Raw genomic sequence first — 23,145 nt, 5'->3', positions numbered from 1 at the left:
GGCCCTGGCCATGGGGCGCAGCCGTGCCTGGTCGATGTGCATCTTTTTCCAAACTCATCATGCAAATTCATGCAGCCGCTGCTGCAGGCTTCGCCACGGCCTGCGCCTCTTCGTCTTCCCGTCCTCTGTCCACCGCCCGCCGGCCACTGCGTCCCATGCTGGGCATGGCGCTGGCGGCGGCCGGCCTGCTGACCCAGGGGCTGACGGCGGCTCAGGAGAAATCTCTGGAGACCGTGGTGGTGACGGCCTCGGGCTTCGAGCAGGAGATCAAGGATGCGCCCGCATCGATTTCCGTCATCACGCGCGAAGAGCTCGAAAAAGGCAGCTACAACAATCTGCATGATGCGCTGCGCGACGTGCCCGGCGTGAATCTGGTGCCTTCGGACAACAATTCCAACGACATCAGCCTGCGTGGCATGGGCGTGAACTACACCCTGATCCTGGTGGATGGCAAGCGCACCAACACGCGCGAAACCCAGGCCAACGGCTCCACCGGCACCGACCAGAGCTGGGTGCCGCCGCTGGAGGCGATAGAGCGCATCGAGGTGGTGCGCGGCCCCATGTCCTCGCTCTACGGCTCGGACGCCATGGGCGGCGTGATCAACATCATCACACGCAAGGTGGCCAAGGAGTGGATGGGCTCCATCCGCACCGAGGCCACGCTGCAGGAGCGCTCTTCCTCGGGCAATATCTACCAGAGCAATTTCTATCTGTCCGGCCCCATACAGACCGATCTGCTGGGCCTGAGCATCTACGGCAACTACAACAAGCGCGGCGAGGACAACATCCTCAACGGCTACAACGACTATGACAACCGCGCGCTCAACGTCAAGCTGGCGCTGACGCCCAACAAGGACCACGACATCATTGCCGAGCTGGGCACGGGCAAGCAGCACTACACCTCGACGCCGGGCAAGACGCTGGCGGCCACGGCTGCACTCAGCGACCGCCAATTCGAGCGTGACAACTTCTCGCTGCAGCACAAGGGACGCTGGGGCTGGGCATCTTCGGACACCTATCTGCAGCAGGAGAAGACGCGCAATCTGTCGCGCGACATGACCATCAAGAACACGGTCTTCAACAGCAGCTGGGTGGCGCCGCTGGGGGCCAGCCATCTGATGACCACGGGCGTGAGCTACAACGAGCAGGACCTGACGGACACCACCACCAACACCTTGCCCAATGCCAGCCGCACCAGCATCAACCGCAGCCAGTGGGCCGTGTTTGCCGAGGACGAGTGGCGCCTTCACAAGGACTTCGCACTGACCGGCGGCCTGCGCTACGACCATGACAGCCAGGCCGGCGGCCAGGTCAGCCCGCGCCTGTATGGCGTGTGGAATCCGGCGGCGCAATGGACGGTCAAGGGCGGCGTCTCCACGGGCTTTCGCGCCCCGTCGCTGCGCCAGACCGTGGGTGACTGGGGCCAGAGCAGCCGTGGCGGCAATATCTACGGCAACCCCGACCTGAAGCCCGAGACCTCGCTGACCAAGGAAATCGGCGTGCTCTACGACAGCGGCGCCGGCACCACGGCAGGGCTGACGGTGTTCGACAACGAGTTCGAGGACAAGATCACCCGCGTGGCCTGCCCCAGCTGCGGCCCGCTCAACAGCTCGGGCCGCGTGCCCACCACGAACATCAATGTGGACAACGCCATCACGCGCGGCGTGGAGGCCACGCTGGGCACCCAGCTGAGCAAGACGCTGCGCCTGAAGACCAACTACACCTTCACCAAGTCCGAGCAAAAGAGCGGCCAGTTTGCCGGCCTGCCGCTGAACCAGTTGCCGCGCCATCTGTTCAATGTCTCGCTGGACTGGAGCCCCACGGCCCAGCTCAACGGCTGGCTCAAGGCGTCCTACCGCGGCGAGGAAAGCGCGCCCACGGGCGGGGCATCCTCGGGCAGCTTCACCCAGAAGAGCTACACCATGCTGGACCTGGGCGGCTCCTACAAGCTCAACAAGACCGTCACGCTGTACGCGGGCATCTACAACCTGCTGGACAAGCAGGTCATCTATGACGGCGTCAATTACGACACCGTGCTCGACGGCCGCCGCTACTGGCTGGGCATGAACGTCAAGTTCTGATTGTCGCCATCGCAGCCGTTGCCGGGATGAGCGGCAACTGGCTGCCGACTTTTCTTCCGTTTTGCTTTTCAAGGTTCTTCATGCAACAACCGAACAGCCGCCGCGCCGCCACTCTGGCACTGCTGATGATGGCCGGCTCCGCCTGGGCGCAAACGCAGGCGGCCCGGCCGTCTGCGGCCCAGCCCGCCCGCATGCAGGTCGAGCATGCCCGGGGCGTGACCGAGCTGCTCCTGGTTCCTCAGCGCGTGGTGGTGTACGACCTGGCTTCGCTTGACACCATGCAGGCGCTCAAGCTGCCGGTGACGGGAGTGCCCAGGGTTCATTTCCCCGCCTATCTGGCCGGCTACGCCGATGCCCGCTACCAGGTGGCGGGATCGCTGTTTGAGCCCGAATACGAGGCGCTGAGCCGCATCCGTCCCGATCTGATCGTGGTGGCCGGCCGCTCGGCCAGCAAGTACGAAGCGCTGAGCCGTATCGCGCCCACGCTGGATCTGAGCACCTCGGGCAAGGACTTGCTCGGCGATATGCAGCGCAATGTGACCGCACTGGCAAGCCTCTGGGGCAAGCAGGCGCAGGGCGCGCAGCTCATGCAGCAGGTGCGCAGCGAAGTCGAGGCCACCCGCGCCGTCGCGGCCCGGGCTGCACCGGGCCTGCTGGTGCTGGCCGTCAACCAAAACATGAGCGCCCAGACGCCGGGCTCGCGCTTCGGTCTGCTGCATGACGTGCTGGGCATCAAGCCAGCCCTGCCCGCAGACCCGGCACAGGCGCGCGGCATTGCGCTGAAGATGGACGATATCGCCAGGATCGACCCCGAATGGCTGTTCGTGATCGACCGCAATGCGGGCACGGGCAGCACCAGGGACAAGGACGGCCAGCCGGTCCTGCCGTCGCGGGTGCTGTTCGACAACGACATCATCAAGAGCACGCGTGCGGGCCGCAAGCAGCAGCTGGTGTTCGTCGATCCGCAGCTCTGGTATTTGCTGGGCAGCAGCGGCCCCCAGGCCATGCAGGCCAATGCGCAGCAGATCCGCACCGCACTCGAGCGCCAGTCTCCGTGAGAGACAGAAAATTTAATAGCTGCTTTCGCCAATGAGTAAAGGGTTTCAATGCATAAAAGCATTGAAACCCTTTATTTTCATGCGCTGAATGCTATTAAAAAATATCAGGCGTCGGGCGCGGAAGGCTCGGGCGGCAGCAGCTGCTTGCCAATCAGCTGCCAGGCCTTGGCGGCATCGGTCTGGCCGGCAAACAGATGGCAGCTGGCGGCCGTCATGGCGATGCGGCCGTTCTCGGGCTCCAGGTCAAAGGCCAGCTCGCATTGCGCAGCAGCGTTGGCCCACATGACCAGCGCGCTCCTGTTCTCTTCCTTTTGCAAGGCGTGGGCCTCGGCCATCCAGGCCTGTGCCAGGCGAAAGGCGGCTTCGGGCTCGCTCATATCGGCCTTGTGCGCCAGATAGAACTCCTTGCCGGCGGCCTGCCAGAACGCGCGGGCCTGCTCGAAGTCCTGCGTGGCAATCTTCTGGGCCTGCTGCACCAGCGCGTTGCCGGCCTGCAGATGGGCCTGATAGGTGGATGCGTCTTGATCTTGGGACATGGCGCTTATTGTCCTCATTGCCTGGCCCCGAGGAGCGCGACAGCGCGCATCTCCCCTGAACGGCCCCGGGACATTGCCGCTGCCTGCCAGCGGCTTGTCGCTAGTAGCGGAAGTCCAGCTGGCGCGGCCCCTTGCCGATCTCTGCCGCCTGGGTCTGGCTGCTGCCTTCCCTGGTGGTGGCGGTGATCTTGTAGCTGCCGGCGGGCAGCTGGATCAGGCAGACCGGGCCGTTGGCCGTGAAGCGGCTGCTGTCCTTGCCGGAGCTGACCTCGACCGCCACATTGGCCAGGTAGGCACCGTCCTTTTGCGCAAACAGCAGCGACAGCGGGTAGTCCTTCATCGCGGCGCGCATGAGCGTGGATTCGTCCTCGCCGATGCCGCCACAGCTGTAGCGCAGGGCGCCGGCCTGCTGCATATCGGGAATCCGGCCCTGAGCCAGAGCGGGCAGGCCAAGAGCAGCACTGGCGGCCAAGGCCAGGCAGGCCGCATGTCTCAAGCAATGCATGGTGTTTCCTTTCAGCGATACACGGCCGGCCATCTTGCGGCCTGGACGCGCAGCTCCGTGTCATCCCCGCGCGGTGCTGCTTGTGGGCATCCCCGGCATTTACGCCCGGTTGCCTCCGGAAACAGGTGCCCGGGCTTGCGCGTCCTGGCCTGCAGGCAGGCTCAGCCCGATGCTGGTGACGGGGTGGTCGGAGTGCGCAAACGCCTGTCCGCCATGCATGCGTGCAATGGCGGCCACGATGGACAGGCCCAGGCCGTGGTTGCGATCGGCCTGGCTGCGCGCTGCGTCCGAGCGGTAGAAACGGTCAAACAGCCTGGGCAGGTGCTCGGGCGCAATGGCCTGGCCCTGGTTGTGCACCGCCAGCGTGACCTGGCCGGCCTGCGGCATGCTGATCTGTATCTCTATGCAGCTGCCCGGCGTGGCATAGCGGGTGGCATTGCCCAGCAGATTGGACAGCGCCCGGCGCAGCAATCGCGCATCGACCTGGGCCTGAGCATCGCCCTGCACCCGCACCTGCAGACCGGCCTCCTGCAGCGCGGCTTCGTGGTACTCCACCACTTCGTCCGCGAGGCTGGCCAGGCTGGCCACCTGAATGCGGTGCGCGCTCTCGCCGCGATCGGCGTGAGAGAGAAAAAGCATGTCCGCCACGATGCCGGCCATGCGCTGCAGATCCTCCAGGTTGGAGGCCAGGATGTCGCGCAGCTCGCCCGCATCGCGGGGCTTGCGCAGCGCCAGCTCGCAGCTGCTGATGAGCGTGGTCAGCGGGGTGTTGAGCTCATGGGCCACATCGGCGTTGAAGGCCTCCATCTGGCGGTAGGCCACGGCCAGCCGCTCCAGTAGCGCGTTGAACTGGGCAATCAGCGGACGCAGCTCCTGGGGCTGGTTGCTGTCGTCAAGTCTGGTCTGCCAGTCGTGTGTGAGATCCTTTGCGCCCAGTTGCCGGGTCTGCTCCACCAGCGAATGCAGAGGCGCCAGCCCGCGCCGCACCAGCCAGGCGCTGGTGAGGGAGACCAGCAGCGAGCTGCTCACGGCTGCCAGAGCCAGAATCCAGGCCAGCTGGCGCAGCAGGGCATCGTCGGGACGGCGGTCCAGCAGCAGCAGGACCTGCAGGGTTTGAGGCATTTGCTCGGCAGAGCTGGCAGGCAGTTCCACGCTAAAGCTGCGGCTTGTGCTGTGGCGGTCGTCCAGCGGGCGATTCAGTTTTTCAAAGAACAGCTGGCCGCTTTGTTGCGTGACGCGTATCGACATGTCCTCATGCCCGGTGAGAAAGTCGGACAGCATGTGCTGCATGGCGCCCGGGGAGTGGCTATCCCGGTCTTGCTGAAGCAAGTGCGTCACTGTGGTCTGTTTCTGCTCCAGGCTTTCCTGCTGGCGCAGTGTCAAGGCGAGCAGACTGCCCCAATACACGGCCACGCAGACCAGACCCAGCCCCAGCATGGTTTGCAGGGCCAGCGCACGCGACAGGCGTTTGCCCAGATGGGGAATGGATGGGGTCATGGGTTTTCCTTGGGATCAGGTTCTGCCGCATAGCGCTGCTATGCTGCAACGGCCTTGTATTCAGGAGATATTTTGTGAGCTTGAGCAATTCAAAAATGGCGGGCTACCGCTTTTTGGCAGAAATGTATGACGATGCGTATTACCCCGGCGCACTGGTAAAAAAAGGAGCAGACATTCTGGTGGAACTGTGCCAGCAGATTGAGGCGAAAAAGCCTGCCAGTCTGGAGCAGCTTTATGCGCTGACCCTGGTGGCGACGGAGCGCTTCAATGACTTGCAGCAAGAATTTGATGAGCAGGGTAGCGAGATTGAAACAGTGGCTCGGGGTTGCATTGGCAGCGATTTTCTGGCGATTGCCCATGCCTACGGTTTTTATGATGCCGACCGTGAAGAGTTGATCACCGAGCGTGACTGGTAAGTTCTAGCCATCCTCGCGAAGCTCCAGCACATAGCCCATGCCGCGCACCGTGTGCAGCAGGGGCAGCTCGAACGGAGCGTCGAGCTTGAGGCGCAGGCGGCGCACGGCGACCTCGACGACATTGGTTTCGCTGTCGAAGTTCATGTCCCAGACCTGGGATGCCAGCTCGGTGCGTGACAGCACTTCGCCCTGGCGCCGCAACAGCAGACTCAGCAGATTGAATTCCTTGGCCGTCAGGTCCAGCCGCTGGCCCGCACGCGTGGCGCGGTGACGCAGCAGATCCAGCTCCAGATCGGCCATGCGCAGCACCGTGGCTTCGGGCGTGGCCTGAGCCTGCAGGCCGCGGCGCAGCAGTGCATGAATGCGGGCCACCAGCTCTGAAAATGCAAAAGGCTTGACCAGATAGTCATCGGCGCCGGCCTGCAGTCCTTTGACGCGGTCTTCCACCTGGGCGCGGGCCGTGAGCATGAGCACTGGCGTCTGGCGGGACTGACGCAGAGCCGCCAGCACGGCCAGGCCGTCTATGCCGGGCAGCATTCCGTCCAGAATGATGAGATCGTAGGGCTGCTCGGTGGCAAGATGCAGGCCGTCAATGCCGTTGTGCGCGGCATCGACCACAAAGCCTTCCTCGCCCAGGCCTTTTTGCAGGTACTCGGCGAGTTTGGTTTCGTCCTCGATGACTAGAAGCTTCATGCGCAGATTGTCGAGCAAGTCGGTCGTTTGCAAAGATGACAAATTTGTCATCTTGAGGTCAGAACCCTGTGGGGGCTATGAGGCTAGATTTGCTCCGCTTGCACAAGACTGCCAATGGAAGGGCAGGCATGCCGGCGGAGCATCACCATGACATTCATCACCAAGGCGGCCGCTGCGTTGCTGGGCAGCGGTTTGGGCCTTTTCGTGCCTTGTGCCTGGGCGCAACAAGCTGCGCCGGCAACAGCAACAGCAACAGCGCCAATCAGCCTACAGGCCGCACTGACGCTGGCCATGGAGCACAACCCCAGTCTGCGAGCTGCAGCGCAGGCCCTGGCGGCCAGCGAGGGGGCATTGGTCCAAAGTCGCGCCAGACCCAATCCCGAGCTGGCCTATTCGCAGGAAGACACGCGCCGCGAAACCCGCTCCATGACGCTGCAGTGGAACCAGTCCATAGAGATCGGCGGCAAGCGCGAGGCCCGCATGAAGGCGGCCGAGCATGGCCGCGAACTGGTCAGGGCCGAGCTGCAAGCCGCGCAGGCCGCTCTGCGTGCCGATGTGCGCACGGCATTTGCCAATGTGCTGGCCGGCCAGCAACGCGTGCAGCTGCATCAGAAGACGCTGGAGATTGCCAGCAGTGCCCGAGATGCTGCGGCCAAGCGTGTGCTGGCAGGCAAGGTGGCGCCGCTCGAGGAAACCAAGGCTCGCGTGGCCGAGAGCAGTGCCGAGCTGGCGCTGGCGCAAGCGCGCTCCGGTCTGCGTGTGGCACGTCAGCAGCTGGCGGCGCTGTGGGGAGCGCAGCCTGCGGCATTTGGCAGCGCGGTGGGGGAGCTGGCGCAACTGCCGGTGCTGCCCGATGAAAGTTTGATGCTGGAAAAGCTGGAGCATTCACCGCAGATGCTGCGCGCGCAGCAGGCCGTTTTTCAAGCCAGGTCCGTAGCCGAGCTCGAGCGTGCCAAGCGCCTGCCTGACCCCAGCGTGAGTCTGGGCATGAAGCGTGCGCAGGAAGTGGGACGCAATCAGCTGGTGGTGGGTATCTCGGTGCCGCTGCCGATTCTGGACAGCAACCGCGGCAATCAGCTGCAGGCGCTGCGTCTGGCAGACAAGGCCGAGGACGAGCTGTTGGCCACGCGCCAGCAAATGTACGCACAGTTGCAGCAGCAACGCGAGCAGCTGCAGACCAGCCGGGCCCAGGCCGAGCAACTGGCGCAGCAGGTCCTGCCGGCGGCCCAGTCCGCCTACGAAGTTGCTGCCAAGGGCTTTGCCATGGGCAAGTTCAGCTACCTGGAAGTGCTGGACGCCCAGCGCACGCTGGCCGAGGCGCGCAGCCTCTATCTGGAGCAGCTGGTGGCAACCCATCAGGCGGCTGCCGACATCACCCGCCAACTGGGCGATGTGCCCGGTCTTGAGTAAGAACAAGCACATATCATGAATTCCACATCCCCTAAGCCACGCCGCACGGCGATTGCCATCGCCATCATTCTGGCGCTGGGTGCGGCCGCTGCTGCAGCCATTGTCTACGGTACGCAGCCAGCGGCTGCAAACGCGGAAGGCCATGCCCACGGAGCTGCAGAAAAGAGTCATGCCCATGAAGAAAAGAGTGGGCATGAGCATGACGAAAAAGAGGGGCATGACCATGGCAGCGAGCCTGGGCATGAACAGGCAGCAAGCACCGGAAAAACCGCAGTCAAGCCCGAATCCGCTCATGCCGATGATGAGGATGAAGGCCTGCTCAAACTCGATGCCGAGCGTGCCAGGGCTGCGGGCGTGGCGCTGGCCGAGGCCGGCCCGGCGTTGATAGCCAGCATGCTGCAGTTGCCGGGTGAGATTCGTTTCAACGAGGACAGGACGGCCCATGTGGTGCCGCGGGTGGCGGGCGTGGCGGAGAGTGTGGCGGCTAATCTGGGGCAGGTGGTAAAGAAGGGCCAGTTGCTGGCCACCCTGACCAGCCCTGCGGTATCCGAGCAGCGCAGCGAGCTGATGGCCGCGCAAAAGCGCCTCGCACTGGCGCGCACCACCTATCAGCGCGAGAAGCAGTTGTGGCAGGAAAAGATCTCGGCCGAGCAGGATTATCTGCAGGCCCAGCAGGTGCTGCGCGAGGCCGAGATCGCGTCCGCCAATGCGCAGCAGAAGCTGGCTGCGATCGGTGCTGGCTCAGGCTCTGCCGGGGCGCTGAACCGCTTCGAGCTGCGCACGCCCTTCGATGGGGTGGTGGTGGAAAAGCATCTCTCCGTGGGCGAGGCCGTGCAGGACAGCACGGCCGTGTTCACCATCTCCGATCTGCGTTCGGTCTGGGCCGAAATGAAGGTGGCCGCTGGCGACCTGCCCTTTGTGCGCGTGGGCGAACAGGCCACTGTGCATGCGACGGCCTTTGAATCGAGAGCCACGGGGACGGTGGCCTATGTGGGCGCCTTGATCGGGCAGGAAACCCGCACGGCACCGGCACGCATCACCCTGGACAACCCGGATGGTATCTGGCGCCCGGGCCTCTTCGTGAATGTGGAACTGACGGCATCCGGCCAGAAGGCGGCGGTGACGGTGGCCAGTGCGGCCATCCAGAAGATCGACGGCGACAAGCCCGTGGTGTTTGTGCCGGTGGACGGCGGCTTCAAGGCGCAGGCCCTGAAATTGGGCAAGACCGATGGCCGGAACACCGAAGTGCTGCAGGGCCTGAGTACAGGCCAGCGCTATGTGAAGGACGGGGCCTTCGTGCTGAAGTCCGAGCTGGGCAAGGCCACGGCCGAGCATGTGCATTAAATGGAACCCCCTGAGGCGCGGCGCGCCTTCCCCCAAGGGACGACCCCCTCGCCTGGGCGGCCCCGCTGCGAGGCGGCCCTTGCTCGGTGTCCCTCTGTCAGGTCGCAAATGAGCGCGGGCCCTGAATCCTGTTTTGGAGTTTGAATGTTTGAGCGCATCATCCGCTTTGCCATTGCCCAGCGCTGGCTGGTCATGCTGGCCACGCTTGCCCTGGTGGGCCTGGGTATCTACAACTACCAGCGCCTGCCCATCGATGCCGTGCCCGACATCACCAATGTGCAGGTGCAGATCAATACGTCGGCGCCCGGCTATTCGCCGCTGGAGACCGAGCAGCGCGTCACCTTCCCCATCGAGACCGTGATGGCCGGCCTGCCGGGCCTGGAGCAGACCCGTTCGCTGTCGCGCTACGGCCTGTCCCAGGTGACCGTGGTGTTCAAGGACGGCACGGACATCTACTTTGCGCGCCAGTTGGTTAACGAGCGCATGCAGCAGGCGCGCGACGCCCTGCCGGCCGGCGTCGCGCCTGCGCTGGGGCCTATTTCCACGGGGCTGGGCGAGATCTATCTGTGGACCGTGGAGGCCGATGACGGCACCACCAAGCCAGACGGCACGCCCTATACGCCCATGGATCTGCGCGAGATCCAGGACTGGGTCATCAAGCCCCAGTTGCGCAATGTGGCGGGCGTGACCGAGATCAACTCCATTGGCGGCTTCGCCAAGGAATATCTGGTGGCACCGCAGCCGCAAAAGCTGGCTGCCTATGGTTTCACGCTGGCCGATATCGTCACGGCGCTGGAGCGCAACAACGCCAATGTGGGGGCCGGCTATATCGAACGCCAGGGTGAGCAGTATCTGATCCGCGCACCGGGGCAGGTGGGGGGCATTGCCGATATTCGCGAAGTCATCGTGGGCTCGGCGCAAGGCCAGCCGATTCGTGTGCGCGATCTGGCCGATGTGGGCCTGGGCCGTGAGCTGCGTACGGGGGCAGCCACGGACAACGGTCGCGAAGTGGTGCTGGGTACGGTGTTCATGCTGATTGGCGAGAACAGCCGCGCAGTGGCGCAGGCGGTGCATGAGCGCATGCAGGTGATCAACAAAAGTCTGCCGCCCGGCGTGAAGGCCGTGACGGTGTACGACCGCACCAATCTGGTGGACAAGGCCATTGCCACGGTCAAGAAGAACCTGATCGAAGGTGCGGCGCTGGTCGTGGCGATCCTGTTCCTGTTCCTGGGCAATCTGCGGGCAGCGCTAATCACGGCGCTCATCATTCCGCTGTCCATGCTGTTCACCTTCACGGGCATGGTGCAGATGCGCGTCAGCGCAAATCTGATGAGCCTTGGGGCGCTGGACTTCGGCATCATCATTGACGGCGCGGTGGTGATCGTGGAGAACTGCGTGCGCCGTCTGGCCCATGCGCAGGCGGCAGCAGGCCGATCGTTGACCCGCAGCGAACGTTTCGAAGAAGTGTTTGCGGCAGCCAAGGAGGCTCGGCGTCCGTTGTTGTTCGGTCAGCTCATCATCATGGTGGTCTATCTGCCCATTTTTGCGCTCACCGGTGTGGAAGGAAAGATGTTTCACCCCATGGCGCTGACGGTGGTGATCGCGCTGCTGGGGGCCATGCTGCTGTCTATCACCTTCATCCCTGCCGCGATCGCACTGTTCATGGGCGACAAGGTGGCCGAGAAGGAAAACCGTCTGATGGAGTGGGCGCGCCGTGCCTATGCGCCAGTGCTGGACAAGGTCATGCATGCACCAGCAGTGGTGTTGACGGCGGCCAGCGTCATCGTCGCCCTGAGTCTGTTGCTGGCCACGCGCATGGGCAGTGAGTTTGCGCCCAATCTCAATGAAGGCGACTTTGCGATTCAGGCGCTGCGCATACCGGGCACCAGCCTTACGCAGTCGGTGCAGATGCAGATGCAGATCGAGAGCGAGCTCAAAAAGCAGTTCCCTGAAATCGAGCGCGTGTTTGCGCGCACCGGCACGGCAGAGATCGCCTCCGACCCCATGCCGCCTAATATTTCGGACGGCTACATCATGCTCAAACCGCGTGAGCAATGGCCCGATCCGGCACGCTCGCGTGACGATCTGCTGGCTGCCGTACAAGAGACTGTAGAAAAGATTCCGGGCAGCAACTACGAGTTCTCGCAGCCGATACAGCTGCGCTTCAATGAGCTGATCTCGGGCGTGCGCAGCGATGTGGCCGTCAAGATCTTCGGCGATGACATGGCTCAGCTGGAAAAGTCCGCACAGGCCGTGGCTGCCATGCTGCAAAAGATTCCTGGTGCCTCCGAGGTCAAGGTCGAGCAGACCACGGGCCTGCCCATGCTCACGGTACAGATCGACCGCGAAAAAGCCTCGCGTTACGGTCTGAACATGGGCGATGTGCAAGATGCCATCAGCACGGCATTCGGCGGGCGTGAAGCCGGCACGGTATTCGAGGGAGATCGACGTTTTGCCATCCAGGTCCGCCTGCCAGAGGCGATGCGCAGCGATGTGGACAGCATAGGCCGCCTGCCGATTGCGCTGCCGCGCGGCGGCGACGGGCGTCTGGGCTTTGTGCCGCTGTCATCGGTGGCGACGGTGGAGTTGGCACCGGGGCCCAACCAGGTCAGCCGCGAGGACGGCAAGCGCCGCATCGTTGTCAGCGCCAACGTACGCGGGCGCGATATCGGCTCCTTCGTGGCGCAGGCTCAGCAGGAACTCGAAGGCGTTGCGTTGCCTGCAGGTTACTGGACACGCTGGGGCGGAACCTTCGAGAACCTCGAGTCGGCCCGCCAGCGCCTGATGATCGTGGTGCCCGTGGCACTGGCGCTGGTGTTCACGCTGTTGTTTGCCATGTTCGGCAATGTACGCGACGGTCTCATCGTCTTCACCGGCATTCCGTTTGCATTGACGGGCGGGATCGCGGCGCTGTGGCTGCGCGGAATTCCGCTGTCCATTTCGGCGGCCATCGGCTTTATCGCACTCTGCGGCGTGGCCGTGCTCAACGGCCTGGTCATGATTGCCTATATCCGTTCGCTGCGCGAGCAGGGCATGAGCGTTGAACAGGCCGTCACCGAAGGGGCGCTCACGCGTCTGCGTCCCGTGCTGATGACGGCTCTGGTGGCATCGCTGGGCTTTGTGCCCATGGCGATTGCCACGGGAACGGGGGCAGAGGTGCAAAGGCCGCTGGCCACGGTGGTGATTGGCGGCATTCTTTCGTCCACGGTGCTGACGCTGCTGGTGCTTCCGCTGCTGTACAGACTCGGTTACCAGAAGCGCGAGTAGCCGTGCAAGCGCCAGCGTTCTGACTGGCGTTTCGATGTTTTCTGCACAGGGCCGATGCGAATGCATCGGCCCTTTTTGCATGGCGCTTCGTGCCGAGCAAGGCTCGCGAATCTTGAGCGCTGGCCCGATGCGAAGAAACGTACTGAAACACGAACGTCATCGGGATGACACGAGCTTTTCCTAGATTCTTGCCGGTCGAAACCTGTCGACATCCAAGCGAAAGACTCCATGCAAAACAAGCGTTTGATCAAGGCGCTGGCGCTCGTCTGCCTGACGGCCGCCACGCTGGCCGCCTGTGGTGGCAGCGATGACAGCCCGCCTGCCCCGACGACCCCCACCAATCCCACGACCCCCACCGAGCCGGCCAAGCCGGAGATGCGCTGTGCTCCCTGAGCGCGGTGACAGACAAGGCTTCACCATGATTTCGCGACGCAACCTTCTGCAGGCCGGCAAGAACGCCGCCTTTTCCGCTGCCGCACTGGCCGCCTTTCCTCCGAGCATCCGCCGTGCGCTGGCCATTCCTGCCAATAACGTCACGGGCACCGTCATGGACGTGCAGCATGTGGTGATCCTGATGCAGGAAAACCGTTCCTTCGACCAGTACTTCGGCACGCTCAAAGGGGTGCGCGGCTTTGGCGACCGGATGACGATTCCCGTGCCCAACGGCCGCAAGGTCTGGCAGCAGGAGCGTACCAACGGTACGGTCATCACGCCCTACCATCTGGACGGGACGGCCAACAATGCGCAGCGCGTTTCCGGCACCCCCCATTCCTGGCTGGACAGTCAGCAGGCCTGGGACAACGGCCGCATGTCGCGCTGGCCCGTGGCCAAGACGGACACCTCCATGGGCTATTTCAAGGAGCAGGAGCTGCCCTACCAGTTCGCGCTGGCCAATGCCTTCACGATCTGCGATGCCTACCACTGCGCCATGCACACCGGCACCGACGCCAATCGGTCATTCCACATGACAGGCACCAACGGTGCCATACCGCAGAACGTGGCGTTCGTGAATAACGAGTGGGATGCCATCAACGGCGTGCCCAGCGATGCCAACACCGGCTACACATGGAAGACCTATGCCGAGCGGCTGCAGGAAGCCGGGGTGAGCTGGATCAGCTACCAGAACATGCCCGACGAGTGGGGCGACAACATGCTGGGGGCGTTCCAGAACTTTCGCCGAGCGAATCTGGCCTCCGGCTTTCCGGTCTCCAGCGGCGGCGCACCCAATGCGCCGTATACCAACACCGGCCAGGCCTTGCCCTACCACGCCTATGATGCGGCCAGCGACAACGCAGCCAACCCGCTGTACAAAGGCGTTGCCAACACCTTGCCCGGCAACAAGCCAGAGGAATACCTGGACGCCTTCAAGCGCGATATCCGCGAAGGCAAGCTGCCGCAGGTGTCCTGGGTCAATGCACCGTCCATCTATTGCGAACACCCCGGCCCATCCAGCCCTGTGCAGGGCGCCTGGTTTCTGCAGGAGGTGCTGGACGCGCTGACGGCCAATCCCGATGTCTGGAGCAAGACCGTGCTGCTGGTCAACTTCGACGAGAACGATGGCTACTTCGACCATATGCCTTCTCCCTCGGCGCCATCGCAGAACGCCGACAAGACCTATGCAGGCAAGACCACGCTGCCGCAAGCCGATCTGCAGGCCGAGTACTTCACGCATGGCGCACCGGCAGGCAGCCGCAGCCAGCCCGCCCCCGATGGCCGTGTCTACGGTCCCGGGCCGCGCGTTCCGCTGTATGTGATCTCGCCCTGGAGCCGTGGCGGCTGGGTCAACTCGCAGGTGTTCGACCATACGTCGGTGCTGCGTTTTCTGGAGGCCCGCTTCGGCGTGAAGGAGCCCAATATCAGCCCGTTCCGCCGTGCGGTATGTGGAGATCTTCTGAGCACCTTCAACTTCAAGACGCCGAACAACGAGGCACTGCCCGTGCTGGCCGGGCGGTCCACACGCGATGTCGCCGACCAGCTGCGCGCCGATCAGCAAAAGCTGCCCGCGGTGCCGGTGCCGCGCGATATGCAACTGCCTTTGCAGGCAGGCGGTACGCGTCCGTCGCGGGCCTTGCCCTACGAGCTACACACCAGTGCGCGCTGTCAGGCCAACAGCCAGGTGGAGCTGGTGTTTGCCAACACCGGTACGCAGGCGGCAGTCTTCCATGTCTATGACCGCTACAAGCTCGATCGCACGCCGCGCCGCTATATGGTGGAAGCGGGCAAGACTCTGTCCGATACCTGGGATGCCGTGCGTGATAATTTCGGCAAGTACGACCTCTGGGTGCTGGGCCCCAACGGTTTTCACCGCCACTTCAAGGGCGACCTGAATCGCCTGGGCAGTACACAGGCCGCCCCCGAGGTGCGTGTGTGTTACGACATCACCAATGGCAATGTCTACGTGGATCTGATGAACAAGGGCGCTCAGTCTGCGGTGTTCACCGTCACACCCATGGCCTATCTGAGCGACGGTCCATGGACGGTTAGTGTTGCCGCCGCCGCCAGCGCCGAGAGGCATTGGGAGCTGAAGGCCAGCGGCCAGTGGTATGACTTTGCCGTAACCTGCAGCAGCGATCCAGCGTACTACCGGCGCTTTGCCGGTCGCGTGGAAACTGGTCAGCACACGATCAGCGACCCTGCCATGGGCGAGGTATAGCGACCATGCTGCGCCTTTGCGGACCTGTCTGGCATGCACCATTGGCCCTAATATGGCGGTCTTGTATGACGATGGATGCCAGCCATGACTTTCTCCGCACTGCGCGACCTTGTTGACGACCTGCGTCATGCCCGGCCCGCGCTATGGGCCGGGCGCAGCGAAGGGGCTCGGTCCACACACTCCATAGACGCAGCTCAGGTTCAGCAGGCTGTACAGCGTTTTGAACGTTTTGCACCCTTGCTGGCGCGGCTGTTTCCAGAGCTGCAGGCGTCTGGCGGGCGTATTGAGTCGGCGCTGCTGCACGTGCCGCAGATGCAGCAGGCTTTGCAGCTGCCCGAGCAACTGGGCCGGCTCTGGCTCAAGGCCGATCACAGCCTGCCAGTGGCGGGCTCCATCAAGGCGCGCGGTGGCGTGCATGAGGTGCTGGAGTATGCGGAGCAGATCGCTTTGCAGCATGGCCTGCTGGCCGACGGCGACTATCTGCAACTGGCCTGCGATGCTGCGCGTGCGATGTTCGCCAGGTACCAGGTGGCGGTAGGCTCCACGGGCAATCTGGGCCTGTCGATTGGCGTCATGGCTTCGGGTCTGGGCTTCAAGGCGACGGTCCATATGTCTGCTGATGCCAAGGAGTGGAAAAAGCAGCGCCTGCGCGCCCGTGGCGTGCAGGTGGTGGAGCATACCGGCGACTATGCCCAGGCCGTTGCTGCAGGCCGCGCGCTGGCCGACCAGGATGCGCATTGTCACTTTGTGGATGACGAGCATTCGCTTTCGCTGCTGCTTGGCTATGCGGCGGCGGCTCCGCACTTGGTCGCGCAACTTGCAGACAACAAGATTGCCGTGGATGAAACGCATCCTTTGTTTGTCTATATTCCCTGCGGCGTAGGGGGCGCGCCCGGCGGCGTGGCGCTGGGTCTGCAGCAGGCATTCGGGCCGCATGTGCATTGTTTTTTTGCCGAGCCTGTGCAGTCGCCCTGTTTCATGGTGGAGATGCTGGCCGGTGCTGCAGCGCTGCCTGGTCTGGACGCCCATCCTTCGGTCTATGAGCTGGGCCTGAACAACCAGACCGAGGCTGATGGTCTGGCAGTGCCGCGTGCATCGGAGCTGGCTGCCGACGTGGTGCGAGGCTTTCTCGGCGGAGTTTTCACGGTGGAGGACGAAACCCTGTTTCGCCATCTGTGCCTGCTGCAGGATAGAGAGGGGCTGCAGATCGAGCCATCGGCCGCAGCGGGCTTTGGCGGTCCGCGCGCCTTGTTGGAGAGTGCTGCGGGTCAGGATTATCTGCAGCGCCAGAAGCTGCTGCCGCACATGGCAAACGCCACACATATTGTCTGGACTACGGGCGGCCTGTTTGTCCCCGACGAGGAGTACGCGAGGTTTCTGGCGCGTGGACGCGATCTGCTGAACTGAGCGTCTTGCCTGGGCTACTTGGGTCTTGGCGCCGTGCCCGCTTCACTCATCAGCATCAGCAGGCTGCGGTTGAAGTCCTCCACCACCAGCAGGCGGCCCGCATGATCGAGGCCCATGCCCGTGGGGCGGCCGCCGGGACGCAGTCCGGGCCTGGCGTCCCAGTTGCTCAGCCATTGAATGGGCTTGCCAGAGGGGCGGCCCTTGCCGTCGCGCGCAAAGCCCACGAGGCGTTGACCGTCTGCGCGCTGGCCGTGCCAGGCCACCAGCAATTGCCCGCCAAATGCGCTGCCCGCAGGCGTGGCCAGCATTTGCAGCGGAGCCACATGGGCGGGCCAGAGCATATGCGGCGCCTCGGTCTTGCTGCAGTCAAAGCGCTTTTCATAGCCCTGTGCGTTCTGGCGTGCGCCTGTACAGTAAGGCCAGCCGTAGTCGGCACCCGCGCGCAGCAGGTTGAGCTCTTCTGGCGGCTGTTTGGGGTCGCGGTAGTCGATGTTGTTTTCGCCTTGCCAGACGGTGCCTGCCGCAGGGCCGTCGGGCATTACGGCTAGCGCCATGGAGTTGCGCAGACCGCTGGCAAAGGGTTTGAATTCCTTGACGGGTTGCTTGCCAGCCTGCAGCACCATGCGCCAGACGGCAGCGCGCGGCATGGCCGTGGCGCGTTCGGGGCAGGGCACGGGTTGCTTCTGGTCTTCACCCCGGCAGGCATCGGTGGCCGAGCCCATATTGACGTAGAGGCTGCCGTCCGGCGCAAACGCCAGCTCCTTGAGCAGGTGCGCACCGTCGGCCGGAAGGCCGCTGGCCAGCATCTCGGGCTGAGGTGTCTGTCCGAGTGCAGGCACCGCAGCGCGCCATATCTTGTCGGCCTCGCCGATATAGATTTTGCCGTCCGGCCCGCGCGCCATTCCCGAAGGATAGTTGAGCTTGCTCAGCAACACTCTGGCTTCGACGGCCCTGGCCGTGGTGTTGGCATTGGCTGCAGTGGCGGCGTCGGGCGGCAGCCGCAGCTCGATCAGCTGGCCCACCTGGGGCATCCAGTTGCCCATGTCCAGCACCCAGATACGGCCCGGCTCAATCTCCAATGCGCGGCGCGGAAAGCGCAGGCCATGGGCATCGTCGGCTATCAGCCCTACGCAGGTGCCTGGGGGACTGGTGATGGCCAGGCGCGGATAGATACCGCATTTGCCAGTGGAGGCATAGCCGCGCGCATGCGCACCTGGGCTGGCAGCCATGAGCAGCAGCGCAGACAGACTCAGAATCAACCGGTATTTGCGCTGCATGGCTCTCCTGGAGGTTAAAAGCGCGGCAGATCTGGATGGGCAATCTGTCCGCCGCGCACCAGCATCTTGCCGTACTCGGCGCAGCGGTTGAGCGTGGGAATCACCTTGCCGGGGTTGAGCAGCGATTGCGGATCAAACGCTGCCTTGAGTGCGAACATCTGGGCGTTCTCGGCCGTTGTGAACTGGGTGCACATGCTGTTGAGCTTTTCCACACCTACACCATGCTCGCCCGTCACCGTGCCACCCATGGCGACGCTGGTTTCCAGAATGTCGGCGCCGAACAGCTCGCAGCGGTGCAGTTCGTCGGGGTTGTTGGCATCGAACAGGATCAAGGGGTGCAGATTGCCGTCTCCTGCATGGAACACATTGGCGCAGCGCAACTGGTATTTCTTCTCCATCTCCTGAATCGCCAGCAGGATGTCGGCCAGACGCTTGCGGGGAATGGTGGAGTCCATGCACATGTAATCGGGGCTGATGCGGCCGCTGGCGGGGAAGGCGTTCTTGCGTCCGCTCCAGAAACGCAGACGCTCTTCCTCGCTTTCGCTGACGGTGATGGCCGTGGCGCCGGCGTGGCGCAGAACCTCGCTCATGCGGGCGATCTCTTCCTCCACCTCCTCGGGCGTGCCGTCGCTTTCGCACAGCAAGATGGCTTCGGCCGTGAGGTCGTAGCCGGCGCGCACAAAGTCTTCCACGGCGGCCGTCATGGGCTTGTCCATCATTTCCAGCCCGGCCGGAATGATGCCGGCCGCGATCACCGCGGCCACTGCGTCGCCGGCTTTGCGCACATCGTCGAAGCTGGCCATGATGCAGCGCGCCAGCTGGGGCTTGGGCACGAGCTTGACCGTGACCTCGGTCACCACGGCCAGCATGCCTTCGCTGCCTATCATGATGGCCAGCAGGTCCAGACCGGGGGTGTCGAGTGCATCCGAGCCGAACTCGACGGGCTCGCCTTCGATGCTGAAGCCTTTGACCTTGAGCACGTTGTGTACCGTGAGCCCGTACTTGAGGCAGTGCACGCCACCCGAGTTCTCGGCCACATTGCCGCCGATGGTGCAGGCGATCTGGCTGCTGGGGTCGGGTGCATAGTACAGACCGTAGGGGGCAGCGGCTTCGCTGATGGCGAGGTTGCGCACGCCGCACTGCACCAGGGCTGTACGGCTGTAGGCATCGACCTTGAGGATTTTGTTGAATTTGGCCAGCGACAGCGTCACGCCCATGGGGTGAGGCATGGCGCCGCCCGAAAGCCCCGTCCCGGCGCCACGTGCAATGACAGGGGCACCTATGGCGTGACAGGCCTTGAGCACGGCCTGCACCTGTGCATAAGTCTCGGGCAGGCAGACCAGCAGCGGGCGCTGGCGGTAGGCCGTCAGTCCGTCGCACTCATAGGGCGTGGTGTCTTCGCTCTGATAGAGCAGGGCATGCGCCGGCACATGGGGGCGCAGAGCCTCCACCACCTCTGCCTGGCGCCGAGCACGCTCGGACTGCTCGGGCGGGTGATGCGCGGCGTTGGCAGCTGCGCTGGAGGTGGCGACGAGATCGGTAAAAGTGCTGGCGGACGTCATGCCTGCAAATGTAGGGGATGCGCCCGCGCATTGGTGTGAGCTTTATTGCAAAGCTGCTTGAAATGCTTTGAGACGATGATGATATTTGCTCTTGAAGCGATAGCTATTGACGATTGATGAATAAGACCTGGAGTTGATTTATTCCCTGAAATGGCCGCTTGCATCAATCATGGTCAACCCCACATAGCTGGAGCCGGTGCGAGGCGGTGTGAAGCGCAGATGCATGGTGCCGTAGCGAATCTCGCCCATGGCGTCGAGGGCGGTCAGCAGGCCCGCTCGACTGCTTGTGGGCGCAGCCTTACGCAGCGCATCCAGCAGGGTTCGGGTGTTGAGAAAGACTTCCAGGCCCAGATAGGAGGCAGGCGGCATGCCGCCGTGGCCGAGGAGCTGCTGGTAGTCCTTGATAGCCGAAACCGCGCCCTTCCAGGGACTGGGCACCAGGGTGGTGAAGGCAATGCCGCGCGTATGAGGGCCCAGCCCTTGCACCACAGCACGGTTGGCCTGGGCGGCCAGGTTGTAGAAAGGCGCCATGACATGAGCCTGTCTGCCCATGGTGATCAGACCTATGGTGGCAGAGGCGCCCGCCAGCACGATGACGCCTTGGAGATCGGGCAGGGCGGCCAGTTGCCTGGCCAGATCCGGGGTGTTGCTGCCCGATGCTTCCACTGCCAGCGTGATGACGGGTTTGAGGTCCTTGGCGGCAAAGGCGGTCAGGGCAATCTGCAGGCTGTCTTTGCCGAAGCCGTCGTTTTGGTGAACGATGGCGATCCGCCGCAGACCTATGGTCTGCATCTGCTGCAGCATGGCCGCGATTTCAGCCTGGGTGCTGGCGCGCAGTGGATAGATGAAACGGCCCGGCTGCTGGCGCATGCTGCCGGCTCCGGCAATCACGCCCACCAGGGCCGTCTGGCCTTGCTGAACCTCGGGGTGCATGGCTGTGCAACTGGCCGTGCCCCAGCAGTTGAGAAGGGCCAGGGCTCCTTCCTGGATCAGTTGGCGTGCATTGCTGGCGGCGCGCTGTGGCTCGTAGCCATCATCGAGCACCTTGAGTGTCAAAGGCTTGCCGCCCAGGCCTCCCTGCTTGTTGAATGCCTCCACCTGCGCCTGCATGATGCTCAGGCCTTCCTTGCCGGCCTCGGCCTGCGAGCCTGACAGCGGCAAGCTGGCTCCTATGGTGAGGTTGTTCTCCTGCGCATGCAGGGTCAGGCTGGCGGTGATTCCGGCGGCCAGTAGCCAGGCGCAGCGCAATGGGGTTTGCATGGGTCTCCTCCTCGTTGTTGTGAGTCCATGGTGGGAGGGCTGCAACAAGGGTGGGAGAGGGCAACTGTGGCTATGTCGGCTGGGGGCGACGTTATGGTGTTTTGACCCGCTTATGAGATACGGGCTTGATCTGCATCGCCCCATGGCCTTGCGTCGTCATCTGCTTTCCAGTATCCACAGGCGCTTGCTGGCGCGGGTCATGGCGACGTAGAGCATGTTGCGTTGTGGGTCACTCGCATTGGGCGAGAAGTGCCTGGGATTGACGAAGGGTACGGCCACATACTCGTATTCATGGCCTTTGCTGCGTTCTACCGTGAGCAGTTGCAAGCTGGGTTTTTCATGGCGCTGATGCTGCGCGATGCTCGACTGGACCATGAGGCTGAGGCGGCCAAGGAATTCATCGACGGAAAGCCCGGTGCAGATGCGCGACAGCGCTTGCAGGCTGGCCAGGCACTGGCGCAGTTCTTCCTGGCTGATGGGGGCCTGGGCAAAGAACTGTCGCAACAGAGGGTGCTGGAGCAACTGCCCCGCATCGGCGCACTGGTCGGCGGGCAGGGCCAGCAACCGGGCGCAGGGGGAGTCTGGTGCGATGTAGGCGGCGAGGAAGCGGCGCATGGCGGCTTGCTGTCCCATGAGTTCGGCGGCAATGCGCAGCGTGTCGGACTCCGGCGGGGCGTCACCCAGTGCAGTCATGTCGAACAGGCCGTTGGCCAGCAGATCCCGGTCGGGCGGGCTGGCATTGCGCACATAGCGCATCAGACCTTCGGCAGCGCTGTTCAGAATGCCTTGTGAGAGCAGCGCACCGCCGCTGCAACCCTGCATGACCCACAGCATGGCCAGCACCAGTGCGATTTCGCGGCGCTGGTAGAAGCGCTGCATGCCTTTGCAGGCATAGTGCACGCCCTCGTGTGCGAACAGCCATTCGAGTAGCACCGAATCTTCGGGCGAATGCAGGATGACGCGCAGCACGGCCGGCGGGTCCTGCGGTTTGCGGGGCAGGCGGGCCACGACGGCATGAATATCCAGCAATTGCCGTGCGCAGTCCTCATCATCGCCCTGGCGATGTTCGAACCAGGCCGAGGCGTTGCGGTAATGGGCGTCGAACTCCGTGCCGAAGAGCTGGTTGAGTTCCTGGCAGATGACGGGGCCGAAGCGATAGGTCGTGTTGAGCGTGGCCTGGGCGGTGCCCGCGGGCAGCTCCTGCAGGATGCGCTGGGCGCTGTCGCCAAAGATGGAGGAGGCGCCCGGCAGGATGTGCTGGTTGAAGTCGCCGACACCGATGAAGCGCCCGTTGCCGCGCGCCAGATGGCGCAGCACCAGCAGAGCGGCCTCATCCAGATCCTGCAGTTCGTCGAACAGCACGGCTTCGAAGCGACCCTGCAGCAGCGGGAAGCCGGCATCGAAGTCCAGTGCTGCCAGCTGGCAGGCCAGCGCGTAGGTGCAGTCGCCGGGCGCATAGAACAGCGGCTCCTGGGTGGGGCCTGCGCGCAGCCGCTCATAGCTGCGCAGCAGCCGGTACAGGCCGTAGTCCAGAGCGCTGTCGCGGCAATATGCCAGCGCACCGAGGCCGCTGTTGTCGATGTCGAGTTCCAGCATGCACTGCTTGGCCTGGGCCTCAAAGGCGAGGAAGGCGCTGATGTCCAGAGGCCGTGCGAAGTAGTCCGCCAGCTCGGGTATGTCGAGCTCGGCATGCCGCTCGGCCTCTTGCGACAGCGCTTCATGCGCCTGCTGGATGAGCAGGTTCTTTTCCAGGCCGGAGGAGAGCCTGGGGACAGGGTCGCCCTGCTCTTCGAGCAGGCGGCCGCAAAAATGCTCCAGAGTGAGCAGATGCAGGCCTTCCAGGCGCACAGCAGAGAGCCGGTCCAGGCGCGTCTGAATGGCCTTGATACCGGCCTCCGAGTAGGCCAGCATCAGCACGTTGCGCGCGCCCTGGGTGCGGATCAGGTCGGCGGCCTTGATGGCCAGCGTGGTCGTCTTGCCCGTGCCGGCCAGGGCGCGGATGAGCAGCGAAGACGCTTCGCTGTTGAGTGCCTGGTTCTGGTCAAGGCCGGGGTAAAGCCTGGGCTGCAGGTTCATGCCGTGAGTGCTCCATCTTCGTTGTCTACCGAGCAGCCCGTGTAACGACCTGCTCGCCAGGCCAGGGGCGGCGAGCAAGAGCTGCGCCGCCGCTAAGCTGCCA

Annotated in this window: 17 protein-coding genes; 9 read left to right on the top strand and 8 right to left on the bottom strand. The window is 63.8% G+C overall.

The window, feature by feature from the left end:
- Positions 1-59: 59 nt before the first annotated feature.
- Together P353_RS20540 and P353_RS20535 are read left to right on the top strand one after the other, a co-directional pair.
- The gene (locus P353_RS20540) at positions 60-2,081 is read left to right on the top strand and encodes a ligand-gated channel protein (RefSeq protein WP_034373760.1); all 2,022 of its coding nucleotides are present in this window, start codon (positions 60-62) and stop codon (positions 2,079-2,081) included.
- A gap of 80 nt (positions 2,082-2,161) precedes the next feature.
- The gene (locus P353_RS20535; RefSeq protein WP_034373757.1) at positions 2,162-3,139 is read left to right on the top strand and encodes a siderophore ABC transporter substrate-binding protein; all 978 of its coding nucleotides are present in this window, start codon (positions 2,162-2,164) and stop codon (positions 3,137-3,139) included.
- A 104-nt stretch (positions 3,140-3,243) separates the two neighbouring features.
- Here P353_RS20535 and P353_RS20530 read toward each other — a convergent pair whose 3' ends face one another.
- The 3 genes from P353_RS20530 to P353_RS20520 form a co-directional block, all read right to left on the bottom strand.
- Entirely contained in the window at positions 3,244-3,675 is a 432-nt protein-coding gene (locus P353_RS20530; RefSeq protein ID WP_034373754.1) for a hypothetical protein, read from the bottom strand.
- 100 nt (positions 3,676-3,775) lie between these two features.
- A complete protein-coding gene (locus P353_RS20525; RefSeq protein WP_034374189.1) occupies positions 3,776-4,180 on the bottom strand; it encodes a hypothetical protein in 405 nt (134 codons plus the stop codon).
- 99 nt (positions 4,181-4,279) lie between these two features.
- Positions 4,280-5,677 (bottom strand): heavy metal sensor histidine kinase, encoded by a 1,398-nt coding sequence (locus tag P353_RS20520; RefSeq protein ID WP_034373751.1) that lies wholly within the window; start codon positions 5,675-5,677, stop codon positions 4,280-4,282.
- Positions 5,678-5,751: 74 nt separating this feature from the next.
- On the opposite strand from P353_RS20520, the gene P353_RS20515 reads away from it, so the two are divergent.
- Positions 5,752-6,093 (top strand): DUF5713 family protein, encoded by a 342-nt coding sequence (locus tag P353_RS20515; protein WP_034373748.1) that lies wholly within the window; start codon positions 5,752-5,754, stop codon positions 6,091-6,093.
- A gap of 3 nt (positions 6,094-6,096) precedes the next feature.
- Here the strand turns inward: P353_RS20515 and P353_RS20510 are convergent, their stop codons facing one another.
- The gene (locus P353_RS20510) at positions 6,097-6,786 is read right to left on the bottom strand and encodes a heavy metal response regulator transcription factor (RefSeq protein WP_034374188.1); all 690 of its coding nucleotides are present in this window, start codon (positions 6,784-6,786) and stop codon (positions 6,097-6,099) included.
- A 147-nt stretch (positions 6,787-6,933) separates the two neighbouring features.
- Here P353_RS20510 and P353_RS20505 point away from each other — a divergent pair, with 147 nt between their 5' ends.
- The 6 genes from P353_RS20505 (at position 6,934) to P353_RS20485 (ending at position 16,867) form a co-directional block, all read left to right on the top strand.
- Positions 6,934-8,196 carry a TolC family protein gene (locus P353_RS20505; RefSeq protein WP_034373745.1) on the top strand — a complete coding sequence of 421 codons (1,263 nt, stop codon included), beginning with the start codon at positions 6,934-6,936 and terminating at the stop codon, positions 8,194-8,196.
- A gap of 15 nt (positions 8,197-8,211) precedes the next feature.
- Positions 8,212-9,540: an efflux RND transporter periplasmic adaptor subunit gene (locus tag P353_RS20500; protein WP_034373743.1), complete on the top strand. Its 1,329-nt coding sequence runs from the start codon at positions 8,212-8,214 to the stop codon at positions 9,538-9,540.
- 144 nt (positions 9,541-9,684) lie between these two features.
- Positions 9,685-12,807 carry an efflux RND transporter permease subunit gene (locus P353_RS20495; protein ID WP_034373741.1) on the top strand — a complete coding sequence of 1,041 codons (3,123 nt, stop codon included), beginning with the start codon at positions 9,685-9,687 and terminating at the stop codon, positions 12,805-12,807.
- Positions 12,808-13,035: 228 nt separating this feature from the next.
- Positions 13,036-13,200, top strand: coding sequence for a hypothetical protein (locus P353_RS29645; RefSeq protein WP_196354075.1), 165 nt, complete (start codon positions 13,036-13,038; stop codon positions 13,198-13,200).
- Positions 13,201-13,225: 25 nt separating this feature from the next.
- Positions 13,226-15,460 carry a phosphocholine-specific phospholipase C gene (locus tag P353_RS20490; RefSeq protein ID WP_198529107.1) on the top strand — a complete coding sequence of 745 codons (2,235 nt, stop codon included), beginning with the start codon at positions 13,226-13,228 and terminating at the stop codon, positions 15,458-15,460.
- A gap of 75 nt (positions 15,461-15,535) precedes the next feature.
- The gene (locus P353_RS20485) at positions 15,536-16,867 is read left to right on the top strand and encodes a D-serine ammonia-lyase (protein WP_034373735.1); all 1,332 of its coding nucleotides are present in this window, start codon (positions 15,536-15,538) and stop codon (positions 16,865-16,867) included.
- 14 nt (positions 16,868-16,881) lie between these two features.
- On the opposite strand, the gene P353_RS20480 is transcribed toward P353_RS20485, so the two are convergent.
- From P353_RS20480 to P353_RS20465, 4 genes are all read right to left on the bottom strand, one after another.
- Positions 16,882-18,144: a PQQ-dependent sugar dehydrogenase gene (locus P353_RS20480; protein ID WP_034373733.1), complete on the bottom strand. Its 1,263-nt coding sequence runs from the start codon at positions 18,142-18,144 to the stop codon at positions 16,882-16,884.
- A 14-nt stretch (positions 18,145-18,158) separates the two neighbouring features.
- Positions 18,159-19,706 (bottom strand): FAD-linked oxidase C-terminal domain-containing protein, encoded by a 1,548-nt coding sequence (locus tag P353_RS20475; protein WP_034373730.1) that lies wholly within the window; start codon positions 19,704-19,706, stop codon positions 18,159-18,161.
- A gap of 138 nt (positions 19,707-19,844) precedes the next feature.
- Positions 19,845-20,966 (bottom strand): ABC transporter substrate-binding protein, encoded by a 1,122-nt coding sequence (locus P353_RS20470; protein ID WP_034373727.1) that lies wholly within the window; start codon positions 20,964-20,966, stop codon positions 19,845-19,847.
- Positions 20,967-21,122: 156 nt separating this feature from the next.
- Entirely contained in the window at positions 21,123-23,042 is a 1,920-nt protein-coding gene (locus P353_RS20465; protein ID WP_034373724.1) for a UvrD-helicase domain-containing protein, read from the bottom strand.
- Positions 23,043-23,145 lie beyond the last annotated feature (103 nt).

This window comes from Comamonas testosteroni (genome assembly GCF_000761245.1).
Taxonomy (GTDB): domain Bacteria; phylum Pseudomonadota; class Gammaproteobacteria; order Burkholderiales; family Burkholderiaceae_C; genus Comamonas; species Comamonas testosteroni_C.
The sequence above is the reverse complement of the archived record's forward strand: the minus strand, read 5'-3'. Positions and strand labels throughout refer to the sequence as shown.

Coding starts and splice junctions, on each gene's coding strand:
- P353_RS20540 (WP_034373760.1), top strand. CDS start 60: ATGCAAATTCATGCAGCCGCTGCTGCAGGCTTCGCCACGGCCTGCGCC.
- P353_RS20535 (WP_034373757.1), top strand. CDS start 2,162: ATGCAACAACCGAACAGCCGCCGCGCCGCCACTCTGGCACTGCTGATG.
- P353_RS20530 (WP_034373754.1), bottom strand. CDS start 3,675: ATGTCCCAAGATCAAGACGCATCCACCTATCAGGCCCATCTGCAGGCC.
- P353_RS20525 (WP_034374189.1), bottom strand. CDS start 4,180: ATGCATTGCTTGAGACATGCGGCCTGCCTGGCCTTGGCCGCCAGTGCT.
- P353_RS20520 (WP_034373751.1), bottom strand. CDS start 5,677: ATGACCCCATCCATTCCCCATCTGGGCAAACGCCTGTCGCGTGCGCTG.
- P353_RS20510 (WP_034374188.1), bottom strand. CDS start 6,786: ATGAAGCTTCTAGTCATCGAGGACGAAACCAAACTCGCCGAGTACCTG.
- P353_RS20505 (WP_034373745.1), top strand. CDS start 6,934: ATGACATTCATCACCAAGGCGGCCGCTGCGTTGCTGGGCAGCGGTTTG.
- P353_RS20500 (WP_034373743.1), top strand. CDS start 8,212: ATGAATTCCACATCCCCTAAGCCACGCCGCACGGCGATTGCCATCGCC.
- P353_RS20495 (WP_034373741.1), top strand. CDS start 9,685: ATGTTTGAGCGCATCATCCGCTTTGCCATTGCCCAGCGCTGGCTGGTC.
- P353_RS29645 (WP_196354075.1), top strand. CDS start 13,036: ATGCAAAACAAGCGTTTGATCAAGGCGCTGGCGCTCGTCTGCCTGACG.
- P353_RS20490 (WP_198529107.1), top strand. CDS start 13,226: ATGATTTCGCGACGCAACCTTCTGCAGGCCGGCAAGAACGCCGCCTTT.
- P353_RS20485 (WP_034373735.1), top strand. CDS start 15,536: ATGCCAGCCATGACTTTCTCCGCACTGCGCGACCTTGTTGACGACCTG.
- P353_RS20480 (WP_034373733.1), bottom strand. CDS start 18,144: ATGCAGCGCAAATACCGGTTGATTCTGAGTCTGTCTGCGCTGCTGCTC.
- P353_RS20475 (WP_034373730.1), bottom strand. CDS start 19,706: ATGACGTCCGCCAGCACTTTTACCGATCTCGTCGCCACCTCCAGCGCA.
- P353_RS20470 (WP_034373727.1), bottom strand. CDS start 20,966: ATGCAAACCCCATTGCGCTGCGCCTGGCTACTGGCCGCCGGAATCACC.
- P353_RS20465 (WP_034373724.1), bottom strand. CDS start 23,042: ATGAACCTGCAGCCCAGGCTTTACCCCGGCCTTGACCAGAACCAGGCA.